Below are 18,060 nucleotides of genomic sequence, written 5' to 3'. Positions count from 1 at the left end.
AAGTGCTAAAAGCAAATTAAGAAATAGTAAACTTACAAATTGATGTGACTTCGGCCACCGCTCACCGTTCTTCTGTCTTCTGTCTTGTCAATCAAAGAAAATTAAGCTACTGGCATTAAAATGAATAATTATGTAAGATTTTAAGTTTCAAATCTCCAACGGCTTGCTAGGGGTAGAAGTTCCGAACAGCGAATTTGGCTTAATGCTTTTATATAAAGCGCTCCCCAAAAATATCACACCGCCAACAGCAACCATCATTCCTGCAATCGAGCTATCCACTAAATATGCCATATAATAACCCGCTATAGAAATGAAAATTCCCAAGGCGCAGGTAAGCTTTATTAAGGAGGTTAATTTTTTAGTCCATAGAAATGCGGTAGCAGGAGGTACAACCAACAAGGCAACAACCAGAATAGCTCCTACGGCTTCGAAACTACTTACGGTTGTATAAGATACCATACTCATCAATGCTAGGTTAATTGCACCAGCTGGAAGACCTATCACAAGTCCAAAGTTTTCATCAAAACTAGTTAGTGTCAACTCCTTGTACAGTAAGATTATAAAGCCTATTACCAAAACTAAATTCAGAACTGCCAGGTACATAATTCTAGGCCCCATACTAAAGCCTGCATTTGTGATCCAGAGATCAATAGGAAGGTAAGCGATCTCCCCATACAGCACACATTCCTGATCCAGATCTACCTTGTAAGCCAGCATATTAATTAGAATAATGCCTATAGCAAATAAGAGCGTAAACGTAATTCCTATCGATGCATCAAGTTGAACTTTGGCTTTGTTTTTAAGCCAGTTGATAATCAGTGTAGCCAAAATACCCAATAAGCCCGCTCCGATAATTACTTCGAGTCCACGCTGGCTTCCTGACACAAAGAATCCTATGACAATTCCGGGAAGCACCGCATGCGAGATGGCATCACCAGTCATGGACATTTTGCGCAGCATCATAAAAACCCCTAGGAGTCCGCAGGAAATCGATATGATCGAAGCGGTGATAATTATTAGAAATGCGTTTTGGTCAAAGCTCATCGTTGTCGCGGGGGATAGTCTCCTGGTGAGGGTCGAGTTTAGGATAATTAAGCCTGTTCTCCAGCAAGGCTTCGAGTTCAGGAGTGAGGATGTGCTCCAGCTTTTCGGCGGAATCATGCACGTGATCCGGAGCAATATTCATATACTCATTGAGGTAAAGTTCCCAAAGTCTATGCAGTCTCACAATTCGTTTTGCTTCAGATTTCCCCTTAGCAGAAAAGTTTATAAGTCCCTGATTATTAATTAACAAATCCGATTTGACTAAATCATCGATTGTCTGCTTAGTTTCCTTCTTTTTATACGGAAAGGACTCATAGATTTCCTCTATAGGGAAAGTGCTTTGACCTTTTTCTAAACCATGGAAGATAGCTTTCAGCAAGTGATCTTGATGCGTCTTTTTCAAATAATACTTCCTAGCGATGAAGCGTGAAAGCACACCCTTTTTGGGAGCAAAAAGAAAGGAAGCAAATGCAAATAGAGAGAGGAAAACTACCACCCAAGGACCAGTAGGCATCTGCGGAATCACAAAGGAAACGTAGGTTCCTAAGATTCCTGACACTGCCGAGAATGCTCCAGCAATCAGTAAAAGCTTACTGAGTTTATCTGTCCAGAATCTAGCTGCAGCACCAGGTGCTATTAGCAAAGCCGCCATCAATACCACTCCTATGGCTTGGATTCCAATCACCACAGCCAATATCATCAGCACATTGAAGATCATTCGAATTGCCCCCATCGGATATCCTATAGATGTCCCAAAGTCCGCATTGAAAACCAACATGGAAAATTCCTTTCGTAAAACTGAGAGTGTGATAATGATTAGGATTGCAAGACCACCATAGATATACAGGTCTTCTTCTAGAATGGCGATGGCATTACCGAAGATAAACTGATTGAGACCGGCCATTTCTGGATTCCCAGATTTTTGAATGACTGTGAGTAGCACTATTCCAAATCCAAAAAATATAGAGAGTATGGAAGCAATTATTGCATCGTCACTGAGTCTTGTTTTGCTTTTCAGCCAAGAAGTAAGAAAAGTTGCCAGTGCGCCAGACAGAAATGCCCCAGTCACTATATATAATGGATTTTTTTCTCCAGCCAGCATAAAACCTAAGCAAATCCCTGGAAGTACCGCATGGGAAATTGCATCTCCTAGCAGAGCTTTCTTGTCCAGAAAACTATAGGTGCCAACATATGCGGATCCTATCCCCAAGAGCGTTATCCCAATTACCACATAGGCAATCGAAGCATCTTGAAAAGTGAAGAAATAAACAAAATCACTCATCAGCTTTTCAATGGGTTAAAGTCCTTTTGACGAATGATATCGCTGACTTTGGTAAGTAGATTGAGTTTCCCACCGTAAGTTTTTCGAAGTAAATCTTCTGTGACCACTTCAGTTTTTGGACCAGAGGCTACCAAATGGAGATTCAGCATGATGATCCAGTCGAAGTAATTCATCGCCGAATGAATGTCGTGATGTACTACGATTACTGTTTTTCCAGCAGCTGTCATCTCTTGAAGCAGCTGAAAAATCGCCGTTTCCGTGGCCATGTCAACTCCTGCAAAAGGCTCATCCATCAAATATAAGTCAGCTTCCTGTGCCAAAGCTCGAGCAATGAAAACCCGCTGCTGCTGACCTCCGCTAAGCTCAGAGATTTGGCGATCCACAAACGACTGCATCCCAACTTTATCCAAGCAATCCATAGCGATTTGCTTTTCCTTTTTTCCAGGTCTGCGAAAAAGCCCAAGTTTACCATAAGTACCCATCATTACCACGTCCAATACTGAAGCTGGGAAATTCCAATCCACTGATTCTCGTTGAGGGACATAGCTGATACGGCTTCTCACATCATTTAACTCTCGATCAAAAATCTTAACATAACCTCCAGTTACTGGGACTAAACCCATGACGGCTTTGATCAAGGTGGATTTTCCAGCGCCATTGGGCCCTAGAATTCCTATGAGTTTTCCTGCAGGCAAGCTCAAGTCCACATTCCAAAGGACAGGACTTTGATCGTAGCTGACTGTGAGATCATGTATTTCTAAAATAGGGGATTCTACGTGTGTGATCATTTCGTTAGGCTTTCAAAAATTACTTGAACATTGGTTTTGACCATTCCTATATAAGTGCCAGCTGGAGAGTCTGGCGCGCCAAGACTATCCGTATAAAGTGGACCTGCTAGTTTTATTTTGTGATTTTGATTCTCGCAACCTGCAACTACAGCTTCGATAGCTTTTGGTGAAATAGTCTGCTCTGCGAAAACCGCATGAATGTCCCGCTCCACTATGAAGCTCACTAAACCAGTCAAATCTCTCAGTCCAGGTTCGCTCAAAGTGGATAATCCCTGAAGTCCGAGAACCTCTAGATTATAGGCTTTGCCGAAATAGGAGAAAGCATCATGTGCAGTAATCAGTGCCTGATTTGTTTTGCGCAGCTCAGCCACTTTACTTAGGTTGTCCTGATGCAAATCTGCTAGTTCATTGAGGTAAGCTTCTGTGTTTCTTTCTACAGATGATTTCCATTTGGGTTGCCATTTGATTATTTCATCCGATGCATATTCCATGGCCATGGACCATAGTGATACGTCAAACCAGATGTGTGGATCTACGGAGTGGGCTTCAGGTCCGGATCTTATCAACAAGTCGTTTGACAGTGTTTCAGAAACATTAATCAGATCTTTGCTAAAGGCGAGTTTCTCAAATATCTCTGTCATTTTCCCTTCTAAGAAAAGACCGTGATAAATGACTAAGTCAGCATTCTGAAGCAAATCTAAATCCCGAACAGATGCCTTGTACAAATGTGGATCAACACCAGCAGGCATCAGTGAAACCACATCGGCATTCTCACCAACTAGGTTGCGAATTCCATCTGCAAGGATACTCGTAGTGACTACGATTTGCGGTCTTGTTCTTTCCTCTGGATTGTCAAATTTGCAAGCAAATGAGAGGAGTAAAATTGGGAGTATTAATAGGAGTTTCCTCATGACTGAATTGCTAAAATATTTGCTGCTACATCCTTTGACATAAAGAGCGTTTTTTTCTGATCCACGAGAATCTCCATGGATCCATCAAACTCTACTTTGTCCAGGACTTTGATACGAGCACCAATGTATGCACCTACTTTGTCGAGGTATTTTAAGAAGGCTGCAGAGCTATCTTTTACTGCCACGATTTGGCCAGTTTGATTGATGTCCATTTCTATCAAGGCCACTCTCGGCCGGGCTCGCACATCTCCAAATTCATCAGGGATAGGGTCGCCATGTGGATCGAATTTCGGGTAGTTCAAAAACTCATCTAAGCGTTGAATAAGTAGTGGTGATTGGATGTGTTCAAGCTCCTCAGCTACCTCGTGAACTTCGTCCCAAGCGAACTGTAATTTGTCCACCAAAAAGACTTCCCAGAGTCTGTGTTTACGAATAGTTTGAAGCGCTCTTTTTTTACCTTCTTCTGTAATATTGACACCATAATACTTTCGGTATTCTATCACCTCTTTTTCACCCAATTTTCTCAGCATGTCTGATACAGACGCGGCTTTGGTTTTTATCTCTGCAGCGACATCATTGGTTGATACGCTTTTCGTCCCGCCGTCCGATAAGTGATAGATCGCTTTCAGGTAATTCTCTTCCGCTGTTGTCAAGGTCATGCTATTCCAATTAGTACTGTGACAAAGGTAAATATTTATTTAGATATAGCTAAAAATATTTTTACTAGAGACTAAATCGCTTGTGGATAAGTCATTTTCAAATGTGTTTATAGTTTTAGGTGTGACTAAAAATATGATTAGTCTTGGGTAAAGATTGGTTTAAACAATTGAACAACTGAATGTTAAAAATGGGTTGATTGCAGTTAAAATACTGTTTTAACAAAATAAAGGCAGTTTCCATTTTGTCAAATCGAGTGTTTAAAATAGGGCATAGGTGGATAAGTGTGGATAGTAATCCACATACCGTTTATAACTTAAAGGGAGTTGATCGCGGAGATGAAATCAGAATGCTGAGATTTCCACAGGATGGATTCCTCAGGACTTTGAGTGAAATATGTCTGATTTAGTGCAGCATTGAATTGCAGTGATGCGTGCTCAAAGTCGAAAAAGTCTATTGGGAACCCTCCAGAAAATGGAGCTAAAAAGTCTAGCCATTTTGGATTACCACCAATCAAAACAGGAACTCCGAGAGCCGCTGATTCGAAAAGTTTGGTTGGCATTTTATCCTTAATTGCGTCTCTGTTTTGATAGGGTAAAATTGCAAAGTCTATCCCAGAATATGCAATAATAATCTCCTCGTGCGGTACAGGCAAATTGGAAGCTTTTAGCTTAATTTGTGCGATGTTTTCACAAGCTTTATGTAGCTCGATCTTGAAAGAATCTAGAGAACAATGTCCTATTATTTTGAGGGTAGATTCCGGGAATTCTTTCAGAATTTCTTTAAACCAATTGATTGCTTCTAGTGTCCCAAAAGCTGGAGTAAGTGTACCGGAAATCAAAAATCTATAGCCTTTTTTTTTCTCAAATTGTATAGTCTTAACCGGTCTAATTATTCCTGCAAACGTATTTTCCAAGATTAAAAAAGGAGTCTTTTCTGGCATCTCTTCAGCATAACATTTCTCAGCTAGAAGAAATAAATCAACTCCATTTGTCCTTTCAAGCCAGTTAATAAGTCGGCTTAATTTCGATTTTTTACTTGGGCTTAGAGTAGGATTTAGCTCTAGGTTTTTGACATAATTTTCCTGAACATCATAGACCAACTTGTACTCTAAAATCCCTTTAAATATTGAAGCAATTGCAAGGTATTCGTAGGTGCAACAAATCAGAATTTTTGGTTTGACGATCAGTAAAATTTTTAGAAATTTAATCTGTGAGTAGATCCTTCCCCAACCTGAGTGAGCCTTTGAAATTGAAGTATAATACTTTTCATCTTCGTAATTTTCCAAGGCTTTTGGTGAAAATCCCATAAAACTTAATTCGAATTGACCTGTTTCTCGCAATGAAAGGCCAAGCTTTCCCCAAGCTCTCGTATCTTTGACGGGCTTAAGGCTTGACGTAATCAAGACAGGAATTCGGGAAGCTGATTTTTCACTCATTAAACGAAACTAACCAAAATAATGGAACTGAAGACAATCATTGAAAAAGCCTGGGACAACCGGGAATTGTTAAAGGAAGAAGTAACGCAACAAGCCATTAGAGCTGTCATAGCTGACCTAGATGCTGGTGCAATCCGTGTAGCAGAACCAACTGAAGACGGTAACTGGAAGGTAAATGACTGGGTGAAAAAAGCTGTGATTCTATATTTCCCAATTCAGAAGATGGAAACCATTGAGGTCGGACCATTCGAGTTTCATGATAAAATGGCGCTTAAAACTAACTACGCTGAGAAAGGCGTGCGCGTAGTTCCTCATGCAGTAGCCCGTTATGGAGCCTATTTAGCTAGTGGAGTAGTGATGATGCCAAGTTATGTTAATATTGGTGCATATGTGGACGGTGGCACGATGGTTGACACTTGGGCTACTGTCGGTTCATGTGCTCAAATCGGAAAAAACGTTCATTTGAGTGGTGGAGTTGGAATTGGAGGAGTTTTAGAACCAATTCAAGCAGCGCCGGTAATTATAGAAGAAGGTGCTTTTATCGGTTCCAGAGCTATCATTGTAGAAGGAGTCAGAATTGGTAAAGAAGCAGTAATAGGAGCTGGTGTTACGTTGACGGCAAGTTCGAAAATCATAGACGTGACAGGATCTGAACCAGTGGAATATAAAGGGTATGTGCCTGAGCGTTCCGTGGTAATTCCAGGTTCTATTTCGAAAAAATTTAACGCAGGTACATTCCAAGTTCCTTGTGCTTTGATCATCGGTCAAAGAAAAGCCTCTACCGACCTCAAAACATCTCTAAATGAGGCGCTCAGAGATAATAGTGTACCAGTATAAACAAACTATAATGAAAACGAGTACTCAAGCTATTTTAGCTCTATTTATATCAGTATCACTTTGGTCTTGTTCAGAAGAAAAGACCAGTTCTGGAGATGTACATTTCAAAAAAGGAAATTACGAAGAAGCAGCTAGTGAATATTCTGAAGAGTTAAAGTTCAATCCTAACGATGTTCGAATGCTATATAACAGAGGCAGGGCAAATGAGGAGCAGGGGAATTATGAAGAGGCAAAATCGGATTTTGAAAAGGCCTTGACTGTAGAGCCAAATAATTTCCAAGTGTTACTTAGTTTGGCGAATGTACATTACAACCAGAAGAACTATACAAATGCATTGCTGTATTCTGATCAAGCAGCCGAGATCTCAGGAGCGCCAGCAATGGCTTCATTTATGAAAGCACGAGCGCTACATCAACTTGGCAAACCAGATGAGGCTTTAAAGGCTTATGGAAATGCAATAGCAGTTGATAAAGACTTTGGACAAGCTTATTATAATAGAGGCTTGTTGAAGATAGCTATGAAAAAAGTAGGTTCATCATGTGAGGATTTTCAGCTTGCAAGAGCATTGGAGTATCCCGGGGCAGATGAAGCCTTTACCAAATATTGTAAATAAAATTAAACCGGCTTAGGCCGGTTTTTTTTTGCCAATTTTTCCGTTCTCAATGCATTTGTAGTTTTCCTACTTCTCCGAAAACTGGACATGCAATTCTTCCTTTATGGTATTGCCGAACTATTGATGAAATTTTTACTTGGAGGCCATCAACCGATGAAGTTTAAATTATCATAAGCTTTGGATATTGAGCATGTGAGTAGCAGTACTAGTCAGTTAAAAAAAAATGCCCGTCGAGCTATCTCAACGAGCAATTTTTGTATTCTTAAAATTTCAGCTTTATAAAGACTTTAAGAATTTCGATGTTTATAAAAAACTCTATAAATCAAAGTCAGAACTAAAAACTCTGATAGGACAAGTTTTAATTTTTAATTCCCTTAGCTTCATTAACCAATTCTTCATTTTCATCTGCTAATCCAGCAGAGATGAAGGCTTCAATCTCAGAATTTCTGTCTTGACCCTTGTTCAGCAAGACGCTCAACGCGATCATTGCGCCGATTCGGGTCCCAACTTTTTTGGCGGCAGTCTGAAATAGAGGTTCCAATTCCTCATAGCTAACTTCCTCCGCTAATTTCGCAATGTCAGCTCTTGCCCCTGCAAGTTTTTCACCTGATAAGTTGGTGTATTTCTTAGCTATTTTCTGGATTTCATTCAGTGCAGAGCGTTGGCCTTGTGGCAGTCCACCGCCTTGATTATTCTGCGGCTTAGGCTGATTGGCTTGCGGAGAAGGAGCCGGGTTTTGCTTAGCCCATGAATCCCTTAATCCTACAGTCTTATTGAAAACAAGATTTTCTGAAGTGGAATCTTTGTCCAACGTGAAGTACCCCAAACGCTGAAATTGAAACTTATCGCTCAAGCTTGCATCTTTCAGGAATGGCTCCATGTAGGCTTCTTTGATCACTTTTAGAGATTCAGGATTGATAAATTGCATGAAACTCTTCTCCTCATGACTATCGGGAGCTTCATCTAAGAAAAGTCTATCGTACTCACGAACTTCCGCTTTAATAGCATGCTGAATAGAAACCCAATGAAGTGTTCCTTTTACTTTTCTGGTGCTGGCTTCAGTTCCGCTTCCGGATCTAGACTCTAAATCCGCAGTACAGTGAATCTCAGTTATATTTCCAGAAGCATCTTTCACCACAGATTCTCCTTTGATGATATAAGCGCTTTTCAATCGCACCTCATTTCCCAAAGTCAGACGGAAGAACTTATTTCCCGCATCTTCTTTGAAATCTTCCCGCTCGATATACAATTCACCAGAAAATGGCAATTCATGTGTTCCTGAATTCGGATCTTCTGGATTGTTTTCTGCTTCGAGCATCTCAGTTTTTCCCGAAGGGTAATTAGTAATCACCAACTTCACGGGATCCAATACCGCCATCACACGTGTAGCGGATTTGTTCAAATCCTCTCGGATACAGTATTCTAATAAGGATACATCCGTCACAGAATCACGTTTTGATATCCCCGAAAGATCAGAGAATTTTCGTATCGAATCTGGTGTATAGCCACGTCTTCTCAATCCAGAGATTGTAGGCATGCGAGGATCATCCCAACCTGTTACCGTTTTCCCTTCAACCAATTCTAGCAATTTGCGCTTGCTCATTACAGTGTAGCTTAGATTTCTACGAGCAAATTCCCGCTGCTTTGGTCTAAGTAAGGCTGGATCATAAAGTTGATCTAGAAACCAATCGTACAATTCCCGGTGCATTTTGAACTCAAGCGTACATAGTGAATGAGAAATCTGCTCTATATAATCTGACTCTCCATGCGTCCAGTCGTACATAGGATAGATGCACCAATCGTTACCAGTTCGGTGATGTGCGCGCTTGACGATTCTGTATAAAATCGGATCACGCATTAGCATATTCGGTGAAGCCATGTCAATTTTGGCACGAAGTACATAGCTTCCCTGCTCAAACTCGCCGGCTTTCATTCTTGCAAATAGCGCTAGATTTTCATCCACAGAAGCGCCACGAAAGGGCCCAGCAACTCCAGGAGTCGAAGGTGTTCCTTTTTGTGATGCCATGACATCTGCTGATTGCCCATCTACGTAAGCCTTGCCATCCTTGATTAATTGGATTGCCCAGTCGTATAACTGCTGAAAATAGTCTGAGGAATAACATTCTGTAGCCCATTGAAAGCCCAGCCATTGGATATCATTTTTTATAGCGTCTACGTATTCCTGTTCTTCCTTAGCAGGATTCGTGTCGTCAAAACGAAGATTAACTGGCGCATTGTACATTTCTCCCAAGCCAAAATTTAAGCAAATGGAAGCAGCATGACCAATGTGTAAGTAGCCATTTGGCTCCGGAGGAAAACGAAAACGAAGTTTATCCGAGGAAAAGCCAGCGGCTAAATCGTCTACAATGATTTGCTCTATGAAATTATGTGAGTCTCTTTCTTCTATCATGGGTAAAAATTGAATCCCAAAATTAAGTCAAATGGGGGTATTTGCAACTGAAAAGGGAAATTGCTTGTGCTAGGATGTTCTAAGTTTATCCTTTCCATAAGTTTATAAACCATTCTTTTTGAATTATAGTTAATATGATTGTTCAAAAGTCTACACTTGAATTTACGGAGCTCAATCATCTTTTACCGATTGCAGTAAATTCTCAAAAGTTATTAATAAAAGCATCATACTCATGGAATATACAAGCACCAATCCCTACAATGGAAAACTAGTGGCCAAACATCGTGGTCATACTTCAGACGAAATCAACTCTTTACTAGCACTGTCACAAGTTGCATTTAAAGAATGGCGAAAAGTATCAATCACTGAGCGAGCCAAGTTAATGCGTAGGGCAGGGGAAGAGCTTCGTGAGAATGTAGAAGTATATGCTGAAATGATCACTTTGGAAATGGGCAAACCGATCTCCGAATCTAGAAGTGAAATAAAGAAATGCGCCTCAGTTTGTGACTATTATGCGGATAATACACAAGATTTTTTGGCTGATGAAATTATCAGTACTGAAGCAAGCAAAAGCTTTGTGAAACACGAACCTATAGGTACTGTGCTGGCCGTCATGCCTTGGAATTTCCCTTTTTGGCAAGTATTTAGGTTTGCAGCGCCAACGCTTATGGCTGGGAATGTTGGAGTTTTAAAACATGCTAGCAATGTTTTGGGCTGCGCGAAAATGATTGAAGAAGTCTTTAGTAATGCAGGTTTTCCATCAGGAGTTTTTCAAAATCTAATCTTTGATCATGAGCAAACAGAAAATGTTATAAAGCATGAGGCGATCAAAGCGGTCACGCTTACCGGAAGTGAAGGTGCAGGTGCTGCAATAGCAGCTTTGGCTGGGAAGTATCTAAAAAAATCACTTATGGAATTGGGTGGAAACAATGCTTTTATCGTATGGAAAGATGCTAATATTGATCAAGCGGTAGAAATTGCGGTTAAAGCCCGTATGCTGAATTGCGGTCAAAGCTGCATCGCTGCCAAACGATTCATTCTTATAGATGAGATTTATGAGGAATTTGTATCAAAATTTCTCTCTGCAGTAGCTAAGCTAAAGTCTGGAGATACCTTGGATGATGCTACCCAAATCGGTCCCTTAGCACGAAAAGATCTTGCAGATGATCTTCATGAACAAGTAAAAAAATCCATTGAAGCGGGTGCGGAACTGTTGGCCGGGGGCAATCAAAACGGATGCTTTTATGAACCTACTGTTCTTGGAAATGTAAAACCAGGTATGCCAGCATTTGATGAAGAAACTTTTGGACCATTAGCTGCGATGATCCGAGCCAAAGATATTGACGAGGCTTTTGAGCTTGCCGAAAATTCGAAATATGGTCTAGGAGTTACCGTTTGCACTACCAATATTGATCTTGCATTAGAGATGTCTGCACGTGTAAGTGATGGAGCCTATTTTGTTAATGAATTAGTGAAATCTGATCCCAGATTACCATTTGGCGGAACCAAAAAATCTGGCTACGGACGTGAATTAGCCAAAGATGGGATGATGGAGTTTATAAATCGGAAGACTATATATGTAAAGAAATAGACTGATTCAAAATTGGTTTACTTATATCTCTTGCCATTTTACAAAATTTCCTAAACCCATAACCATTCCGATCAGAGTCATACTTAGTCTGTGATTTCTAGAAAGAATTACTTCATAAAATTGATTTTAAATTCATGCAAAAAATAAATAAAAGACTTTTAGGTCAGACTGCAATTGTGACTGGAGCCAATTCTGGAATAGGAGAGGCCATAGCGTATTCTTTAGGGCGTGAAGGAGCCAATGTGATCATAAATTATATTTCTCATCCAGAAAAAGCAGAAGAGATCGCACATAATATCAGCAACGAGGATTGTTGTGGAACTGCGATCGCCATCAAATGTGACGTGAGTAAAGAAGATCAAGTGATCAATATGTTCAAACGTGCAATTGATCACTTTGGCACGGTAGATATCTGCGTGCCAAATGCAGGTTTGCAGAGAGATGCAAGTTTACATGAAATGAAACTCGAAGATTGGCAATTAGTATTAGATGTAAATTTGACTGGACAGTTTTTATGTGCCAGGGAAGCTATTCGAGAATTTTTGAGGCGTGGGATGCGGCCTGAGGTTTCTAGTTCTTTGGGAAAAATTATTCATACAAGTTCTGTTCACCAGATCATACCCTGGGCCGGTCATGCTAACTATGCAGCTACCAAGGGAGGAATAGTGATGTTAATGGAAAGCATCTGTCAAGAATACGCTCCATATAAGATTCGCTGTAACAGTATCGCGCCAGGAGCGATCAAGACCCCAATTAATAAGGAAGCTTGGGATACACAAGAGGCTATAGATAAGTTGAATAAACTTATACCCTACAAAAGAATTGGTATCCCTGAGGATGTTGGAAGCACAGCAGCATGGCTTGCTTCAGATGAATCAGAGTATATTAATGGGACGACGATTTTTGTGGATGGTGGGATGACTTGCTATCCGGGATTTACAGAAAACGGTTAAATAATCTACTTATGTTGAAACAGTCTGCAGAGCAGCTTAGAATTGAGGAAAAAGATGCCGGTAAAAATAATTGGTTAAAGTGGGGTCCATACCTAAGTGAAAGGCAGTGGGGTACTGTGAGAGAAGACTATAGTTCTGATGGATCTGCTTGGGATTATTTTCCGCACGATCATGCTCGCTCTCGAACCTATAGATGGGGAGAAGATGGATTGGCTGGCATTTCAGATCAATACTGCAATATGTGTTTTGGAATTGCCCTTTGGAATGGGAAAGATCCAATTTTAAAGGAGCGACTTTTTGGATTGACTGGCAATGAGGGTAATCATGCGGAGGACGTGAAGGAACTCTATTATTATTTAGATAACACCCCCACGCATTCCTACATGAAGCATCTTTATAAGTATTCACAGGTTGAATATCCTTATGTAAAACTTCTTGAAGAAAATAAGAAAAGGGGAAGAAATGAGTTGGAATATGAGCTCTTGGATACAGGAGTATTTGAAAATAATGCATATTTCGATGTGTGCACTGAGTATGCTAAAGAGGATTCCGAAGATTTATTAATTCGGATTACTATAACCAATCGATTCCATGAAGCTGCTCCGATTAGTCTTCTTCCTACCCTTTGGATTCGAAACTATTGGAGCTTTAAAGAAATGAAATCCAAGCCTGCGATCCAGAGCAGGTATGAATCTGGTAACGCATTTGTTTCGATAGCTCATAAATATGTAGGCAATTACAATTTTTACTTTGACACAGCAGATCAGTTACTTTTTACTGAGAATGAAACGAATACCGAAAAGGTATTTAATCAGCCTAATGACCACCCATACAAAAAGGATTTATTTCATGATGCGGTAATTAATGCTGATTTTTCAATAGCTACAGAAAAGCAAGAGGGGACAAAGTTCTCTCCACTGTATCAGATCACTCTTGATGCTGGAGAATCTCGCACATTTCGTATGCGATTGACTAAAAAAGAGCTAACAATACCATTTGACAATAATTTTGAGAATACGTTTGAATTAAGAAGATCAGAGTGTGCTGAATTCTATTCAACTATTTCTGAAAGAAATTCTATTGATCACTTGAATATTCAGCGTCAAGCATTTGCAGGCTTATTGTGGTCAAAGAAGTATTATAATTATGATGTGGAGACTTGGCTTGAAGGCGATCCTAAACAACCGACCCCACCAGCTTCTAGGCTGACGGGAAGGAATAGCAGTTGGAAAACACTGAGAAATCACGACATCATGCTGATGCCTGATGCATGGGAATATCCATGGTATGCTGCATGGGATACTGCATTTCATTGTACTACCATGGCTTTGATTGATCCTCACTTTGCCAAAAAGCAATTGTTACTGTTCACTAAAGAATGGTATATGGCTCCAGACGGTCAGATTCCAGCTTATGAATGGGCATTCAGTGATGTCAACCCGCCTGTACAAGCTTGGGCTGCCATACGCATTTACAATATAGAAAAAAGCAAAACAGGCAAAGGAGATATAGATTTCCTTAAAAGAGTTTTCAATAAGCTCAATTTGAATTTTACCTGGTGGGTAAATCGACTTGACCGAAGAGCTAACAATGTATTTGAGGGTGGATTTTTGGGATTGGATAATATTGGGGTTTTTGATCGAAGTAATGGAATCCCTGGTGATGGGATTTTAGAGCAAGTAGATGGGACTTCATGGATGACCTTATATTGTCAAAATATGATGGAAATCAGTCTCGAACTTGCATTAGAGGACAAAACGTATGAGGATATGGCGACGAAATATTTTGGTCACTTTGTCTTTATTGCAGAAGCTCTGAATAAAATAAGTAAGGAATTTGATGGGATTTGGGATGAGGAAGATGGCTTCTTTTATGACCAACTTATCAATCCGAAAGAGGGAACTTACACACCTATTAAAGTACGATCAATAGCGGGAATGCTTTCACTAGTTGCTGTGCTCACCATTAAGAAAGAGACGCTTGATCAACTTCCTGAATTTAGGAAAAGTGTGATTTGGTTTGTGAAATATCGTAGAGACAAATTAAAGTATGAAGTAATCCAAGATTTTACCGATGGGGGAGACTTGCTTTTGTCTCTAGTACCAAAGGATAGAATGCAAAAGCTCTTTCGAGTATTACTATCCGAAAATGAGTTTTTGAGTCCATATGGCATTAGATCTCTATCAAAAGTCTACACAGAGCCATATAACATCAACCTCCATGGCGAAGATTATAGCATCAGTTATGAGCCTGGAGAATCTTCCATTTCAATTTTTGGAGGTAATTCTAATTGGCGAGGTCCGGTATGGTTCCCGTTAAATTATTTATTCATCGATGCTTTGAAAGAATACTACAAATTTTGTGGTGATGAATTGAAGTTTGAATTTCCTACAGGATCATCAAATCTGATGGATTTAAATCAGATTAGTTTAGAATTAAGTAAGCGTTTGGTAGCAATATTTGAAAAAGACCAAGATGGTAATCGGGTAGTCAATCAGCTTCATCATAAATATTATAACGATAAGAATTTCGAAGATTTAATTCTATTCTATGAATATTTCCACGGAGACAATGGTAGGGGTTTAGGGGCTTCACATCAAACAGGATGGACAGCCCTAGTTGCTAATCTTATCCATGAAACGAAAGGAGAGTAAGGAAACAGCTCATTTTATCCAGTTTAAAAAATAGCTGTCATTTCTGAAAGCCTTTGAGTGTCCCAATTGTTTATCGAGAGGAGATGTGAACTCCCGTGCGGTAAGCTAATGTGCCATGGGATAGAGATTAAAAGTCTTTAGAGTCAATTCGATAAACTCTTGATAAAAGAAAAAGGCTTCCATTTCTGAAAGCCTTAGAGTAGCGAGAGGGAGATTTGAACTCCCGACCTCAGGGTTATGAATCCTGCGCTCTAACCAACTGAGCTACCTCGCCATTTATATATTCATCAAATAGAAAGAGATTTGAACTCCCATCCGCCTTAACGGATATGAATCCTGCTCCCGATAGCAATCGGGATACCTCGCCATATTTTATTTACTATTGATTCAAAAACTCTTAAATGTCACTAATAAATTAGAAACATATTTTAAGCAGTTATTTTTGAAATTAATGCCTATATTAAAGCACAATCATCATTCAAAACTCATAGTTGATAATCGTATATTATCATCCCAGAACAGCTCCCCTTCAGTTGGGAATGCAAATATGAGGTCTTGTATTGTTAAAAACAAGTTGACGTTCTTTAAAAAATTGATTTTTTACATCCTGTAAAATTGATTATTATGGTTAAAAACAAGTTTGTGGCTGATTATCAAATCAATGCCTCCAAGAAAATAGTTTTTCATTATTTGAGTACTGCGAGCGGACTAGAGGAGTGGTTTGCTGACGAAGTTAAAATAAATGAGGATAAGAATTATATTTTCAATTTTGACGGTGAAGATCACTATGCGCGTCTTGCTTCACAGAGAAGTAATTCTCATGTCAAATTTGAGTTTTACGATCCAAAAAAGCCTGATGAGCGTGATCATGCCTTTATAGAATTCAAATTGGAAGAAAACGATTTAACTCAAACATTATTTCTAAAGGTGATAGATTACTCTGATAGTTACGAAGATGATGAGCTTGTCGCTATATGGGAAGGAATGATTGGAAGATTGAAAGATATTATTGGTGGGTAATCTCGATTGATTTTACCAAATTTGAACTTCGACTCCAAGGCATCGTATTTGCCTTGTGAGAAGTTTGAATAATGAAGAAACTAGATAAACTTATACTTGGGTCTTTTTTAGGCCCATTTTTATTGACTTTTATTGTCGTGGATTTCATCCTGTTGACTGTCAACATGCTGAAATACTTCGATGAGATTTTTGGGAAAGGTCTGAGTTTTTGGATCTACGTGGAGCTGATTGGCTATTTTGTCATCAGTATATCTCCAATGGCTTTGCCATTGGCTGTCTTACTTTCCAGCTTAATGACTTTTGGGAATCTGGGAGAACATTTTGAACTCACAGCAATTAAAAGCAGCGGAATCTCTTTACTACGTGCATTGAGACCAATTGGGGTTTTTGTGATCGTGCTGTCTTTTGCTGCTTATCTATCGAACAATTATCTAGTGCCAAAGGTAAATTTAAAGACTTTTAGTTTGCTCTATGATATCAGAATGAAATCGCCAGCATTAGAAATCAAAGCTGGTGTCTTCTATAATGGTATCCCGGGATATAGTATTAAGGTCGATGAAAAAGTGGGGGAGTATGGTCTCAAGGGTATCTTGATATATAATCATGCAAATGGACAATCAGGTAATTTGGATGTGACTCTAGCAGATTCAGGCAGTATGGAGCCGTTTTTCAATGAAAATTACATGAAGCTATCCTTGTACAATGGCAAAAAATACAAAGAGGATAGACAGACTAGAGGAATTCTTGAAAAACCGGTAGAATTTACTCGGACCTCTTTTGATGCAAATGAGGTAGTTTTTGACCTCAACAATACCTTCAAACTCAACCGAACTGCAGAAGAGGCTTGGTCAACAAATAGGTCAATTAAAAATATTCATGAAATTAAGTTGGGTCTGGACTCAATAAAAACTTTGGTCAACGACCAACGCTACAGCAGTTATCGAGAGGCAGAAAGTATCTATCCATTTTTCACCAGAGAAAGAAAATTAAAGCCCGCTTCGGACATAATGGAGCGAAAGGCCTTGGATGATTCAATTAGGACATATAAAATCAGTTTGCAAAAAGCGCTTACAGATTCCTTGGATCGCGTAAAGATGCTAGCTCAAAAAGACAGTTCGTCCATTTTAATCGATAATCCAGAATCAATTAAGCTATCTACTTCTAAAGAGTTAGAGCTTTTGAATAACAATTCTGTGGCAGCTTCTAGTGAAATTTCATCTAGCGACTCAATTTTCAGAAAACGTAAAAGCTTGGATAGATCCAAAAATTTATCCTCTGTATTGGACTCAATCAATAGTGCTATTGGTGTAAAACAACTACGAACTGCACCATTGACAGACTATGAACGATCCCAAATAGATTCTTTAGCTACAAATAGAGGATATTATCAGAACGCCATTACCATGGCATTGAACAATTCTAGAAGCTTGAAAAATCAATTCTCTGTCAAACAGACTCAAATTGACAATTATGAAAGGGATTTTAGAAGATTTGAAATAGCTTGGTATCAAAAATATACACAAGCATTTGCCTGTTTTGCCTTGTTTTTAATAGGCGCACCCCTTGGAGCAATCATTAAAAAGGGCGGGTTGGGAATGCCTGTATTGATTTCTATTATCTTCTTTATCGTTTATTATATGCTCACGATGACTGGAGAGAAATGGGCTAAAGAAGGGATTGTGGACCCTTTGTTCGGCACTTTCTTTTCAAATATTTGTATGCTACCATTTGGTTTGTTTTTTATAAGACAGGCGAGAAAGGACGCTAGATTGTTTGAACCAGACTTTTATATAGGTGTATGGAAAAGTATTCAGAGAGGCTTTAAGGTTCTTCGATCAAAAGCGAATTAGGCTTTCGTTTTC

General features: G+C 39.4%; 14 protein-coding genes and 1 tRNA gene. 7 read left to right on the top strand and 8 right to left on the bottom strand.

The window, feature by feature from the left end; translation table 11 throughout:
• Positions 1-147: 147 nt before the first annotated feature.
• The 6 genes from BVH02_RS10740 to BVH02_RS10715 all read right to left on the bottom strand — a co-directional run bounded on the left by BVH02_RS10740 (position 148) and on the right by BVH02_RS10715 (position 6,120).
• Entirely contained in the window at positions 148-1,044 is an 897-nt protein-coding gene (locus BVH02_RS10740) for a metal ABC transporter permease (protein WP_086501445.1), read from the bottom strand.
• Complete coding sequence (locus BVH02_RS10735) at positions 1,034-2,326, bottom strand: metal ABC transporter permease (protein WP_086501444.1); 1,293 nt, start codon at positions 2,324-2,326, stop codon at positions 1,034-1,036. Before BVH02_RS10735 ends, BVH02_RS10740 begins: the two co-directional genes overlap by 11 nt.
• Positions 2,326-3,114, bottom strand: coding sequence for a metal ABC transporter ATP-binding protein (locus BVH02_RS10730; RefSeq protein ID WP_086501443.1), 789 nt, complete (start codon positions 3,112-3,114; stop codon positions 2,326-2,328). The genes BVH02_RS10735 and BVH02_RS10730 overlap by 1 nt, the downstream gene beginning before the upstream one ends.
• Complete coding sequence (locus BVH02_RS10725; RefSeq protein ID WP_086501442.1) at positions 3,111-4,025, bottom strand: metal ABC transporter solute-binding protein, Zn/Mn family; 915 nt, start codon at positions 4,023-4,025, stop codon at positions 3,111-3,113. The genes BVH02_RS10730 and BVH02_RS10725 overlap by 4 nt, the downstream gene beginning before the upstream one ends.
• The gene (locus BVH02_RS10720) at positions 4,022-4,684 is read right to left on the bottom strand and encodes a metal-dependent transcriptional regulator (RefSeq protein ID WP_086501441.1); all 663 of its coding nucleotides are present in this window, start codon (positions 4,682-4,684) and stop codon (positions 4,022-4,024) included. Before BVH02_RS10720 ends, BVH02_RS10725 begins: the two co-directional genes overlap by 4 nt.
• Before the next feature lie 314 nt (positions 4,685-4,998).
• Complete coding sequence (locus BVH02_RS10715) at positions 4,999-6,120, bottom strand: glycosyltransferase (protein ID WP_086501440.1); 1,122 nt, start codon at positions 6,118-6,120, stop codon at positions 4,999-5,001.
• Between the two features lie 21 nt (positions 6,121-6,141).
• Between BVH02_RS10715 and BVH02_RS10710 the strand changes: the two genes are divergently transcribed.
• Together BVH02_RS10710 and BVH02_RS10705 are read left to right on the top strand one after the other, a co-directional pair.
• Positions 6,142-6,957 (top strand): 2,3,4,5-tetrahydropyridine-2,6-dicarboxylate N-succinyltransferase, encoded by an 816-nt coding sequence (locus BVH02_RS10710; RefSeq protein ID WP_086501439.1) that lies wholly within the window; start codon positions 6,142-6,144, stop codon positions 6,955-6,957.
• 10 nt (positions 6,958-6,967) lie between these two features.
• Complete coding sequence (locus BVH02_RS10705; protein ID WP_086501438.1) at positions 6,968-7,570, top strand: tetratricopeptide repeat protein; 603 nt, start codon at positions 6,968-6,970, stop codon at positions 7,568-7,570.
• A gap of 358 nt (positions 7,571-7,928) precedes the next feature.
• Here BVH02_RS10705 and BVH02_RS10700 read toward each other — a convergent pair whose 3' ends face one another.
• Positions 7,929-9,980, bottom strand: a complete 2,052-nt coding sequence (locus BVH02_RS10700) for a glutamine--tRNA ligase/YqeY domain fusion protein (protein WP_086501437.1) — start codon at positions 9,978-9,980, stop codon at positions 7,929-7,931.
• A 232-nt stretch (positions 9,981-10,212) separates the two neighbouring features.
• On the opposite strand from BVH02_RS10700, the gene BVH02_RS10690 reads away from it, so the two are divergent.
• The 3 genes from BVH02_RS10690 to BVH02_RS10680 all read left to right on the top strand — a co-directional run bounded on the left by BVH02_RS10690 (position 10,213) and on the right by BVH02_RS10680 (position 15,178).
• Entirely contained in the window at positions 10,213-11,571 is a 1,359-nt protein-coding gene (locus BVH02_RS10690; protein WP_086501435.1) for an NAD-dependent succinate-semialdehyde dehydrogenase, read from the top strand.
• Positions 11,572-11,705: 134 nt separating this feature from the next.
• Positions 11,706-12,524, top strand: a complete 819-nt coding sequence (locus tag BVH02_RS10685; protein WP_086501434.1) for an SDR family oxidoreductase — start codon at positions 11,706-11,708, stop codon at positions 12,522-12,524.
• A gap of 11 nt (positions 12,525-12,535) precedes the next feature.
• Positions 12,536-15,178 carry an MGH1-like glycoside hydrolase domain-containing protein gene (locus BVH02_RS10680; RefSeq protein ID WP_086501433.1) on the top strand — a complete coding sequence of 881 codons (2,643 nt, stop codon included), beginning with the start codon at positions 12,536-12,538 and terminating at the stop codon, positions 15,176-15,178.
• Positions 15,179-15,378: 200 nt separating this feature from the next.
• Here the strand turns inward: BVH02_RS10680 and BVH02_RS10675 are convergent.
• Positions 15,379-15,452, bottom strand: a tRNA-Met gene (locus tag BVH02_RS10675).
• Between the two features lie 350 nt (positions 15,453-15,802).
• Between BVH02_RS10675 and BVH02_RS10670 the strand changes: the two genes are divergently transcribed.
• On the top strand, positions 15,803-16,198 hold the full coding sequence (locus BVH02_RS10670; protein ID WP_086501432.1) for an START-like domain-containing protein: 396 nt from the start codon (positions 15,803-15,805) through the stop codon (positions 16,196-16,198).
• A gap of 71 nt (positions 16,199-16,269) precedes the next feature.
• Positions 16,270-18,048 carry an LptF/LptG family permease gene (locus tag BVH02_RS10665; RefSeq protein ID WP_086501431.1) on the top strand — a complete coding sequence of 593 codons (1,779 nt, stop codon included), beginning with the start codon at positions 16,270-16,272 and terminating at the stop codon, positions 18,046-18,048.
• The last annotated feature ends 12 nt before the right edge of the window (positions 18,049-18,060 follow it).

Source organism: Algoriphagus ratkowskyi, assembly GCF_002150505.1.
GTDB classification, from domain to species: Bacteria; Bacteroidota; Bacteroidia; order Cytophagales; family Cyclobacteriaceae; genus Algoriphagus; species Algoriphagus ratkowskyi.
The sequence above is the reverse complement of the archived record's forward strand: the minus strand, read 5'-3'. Positions and strand labels throughout refer to the sequence as shown.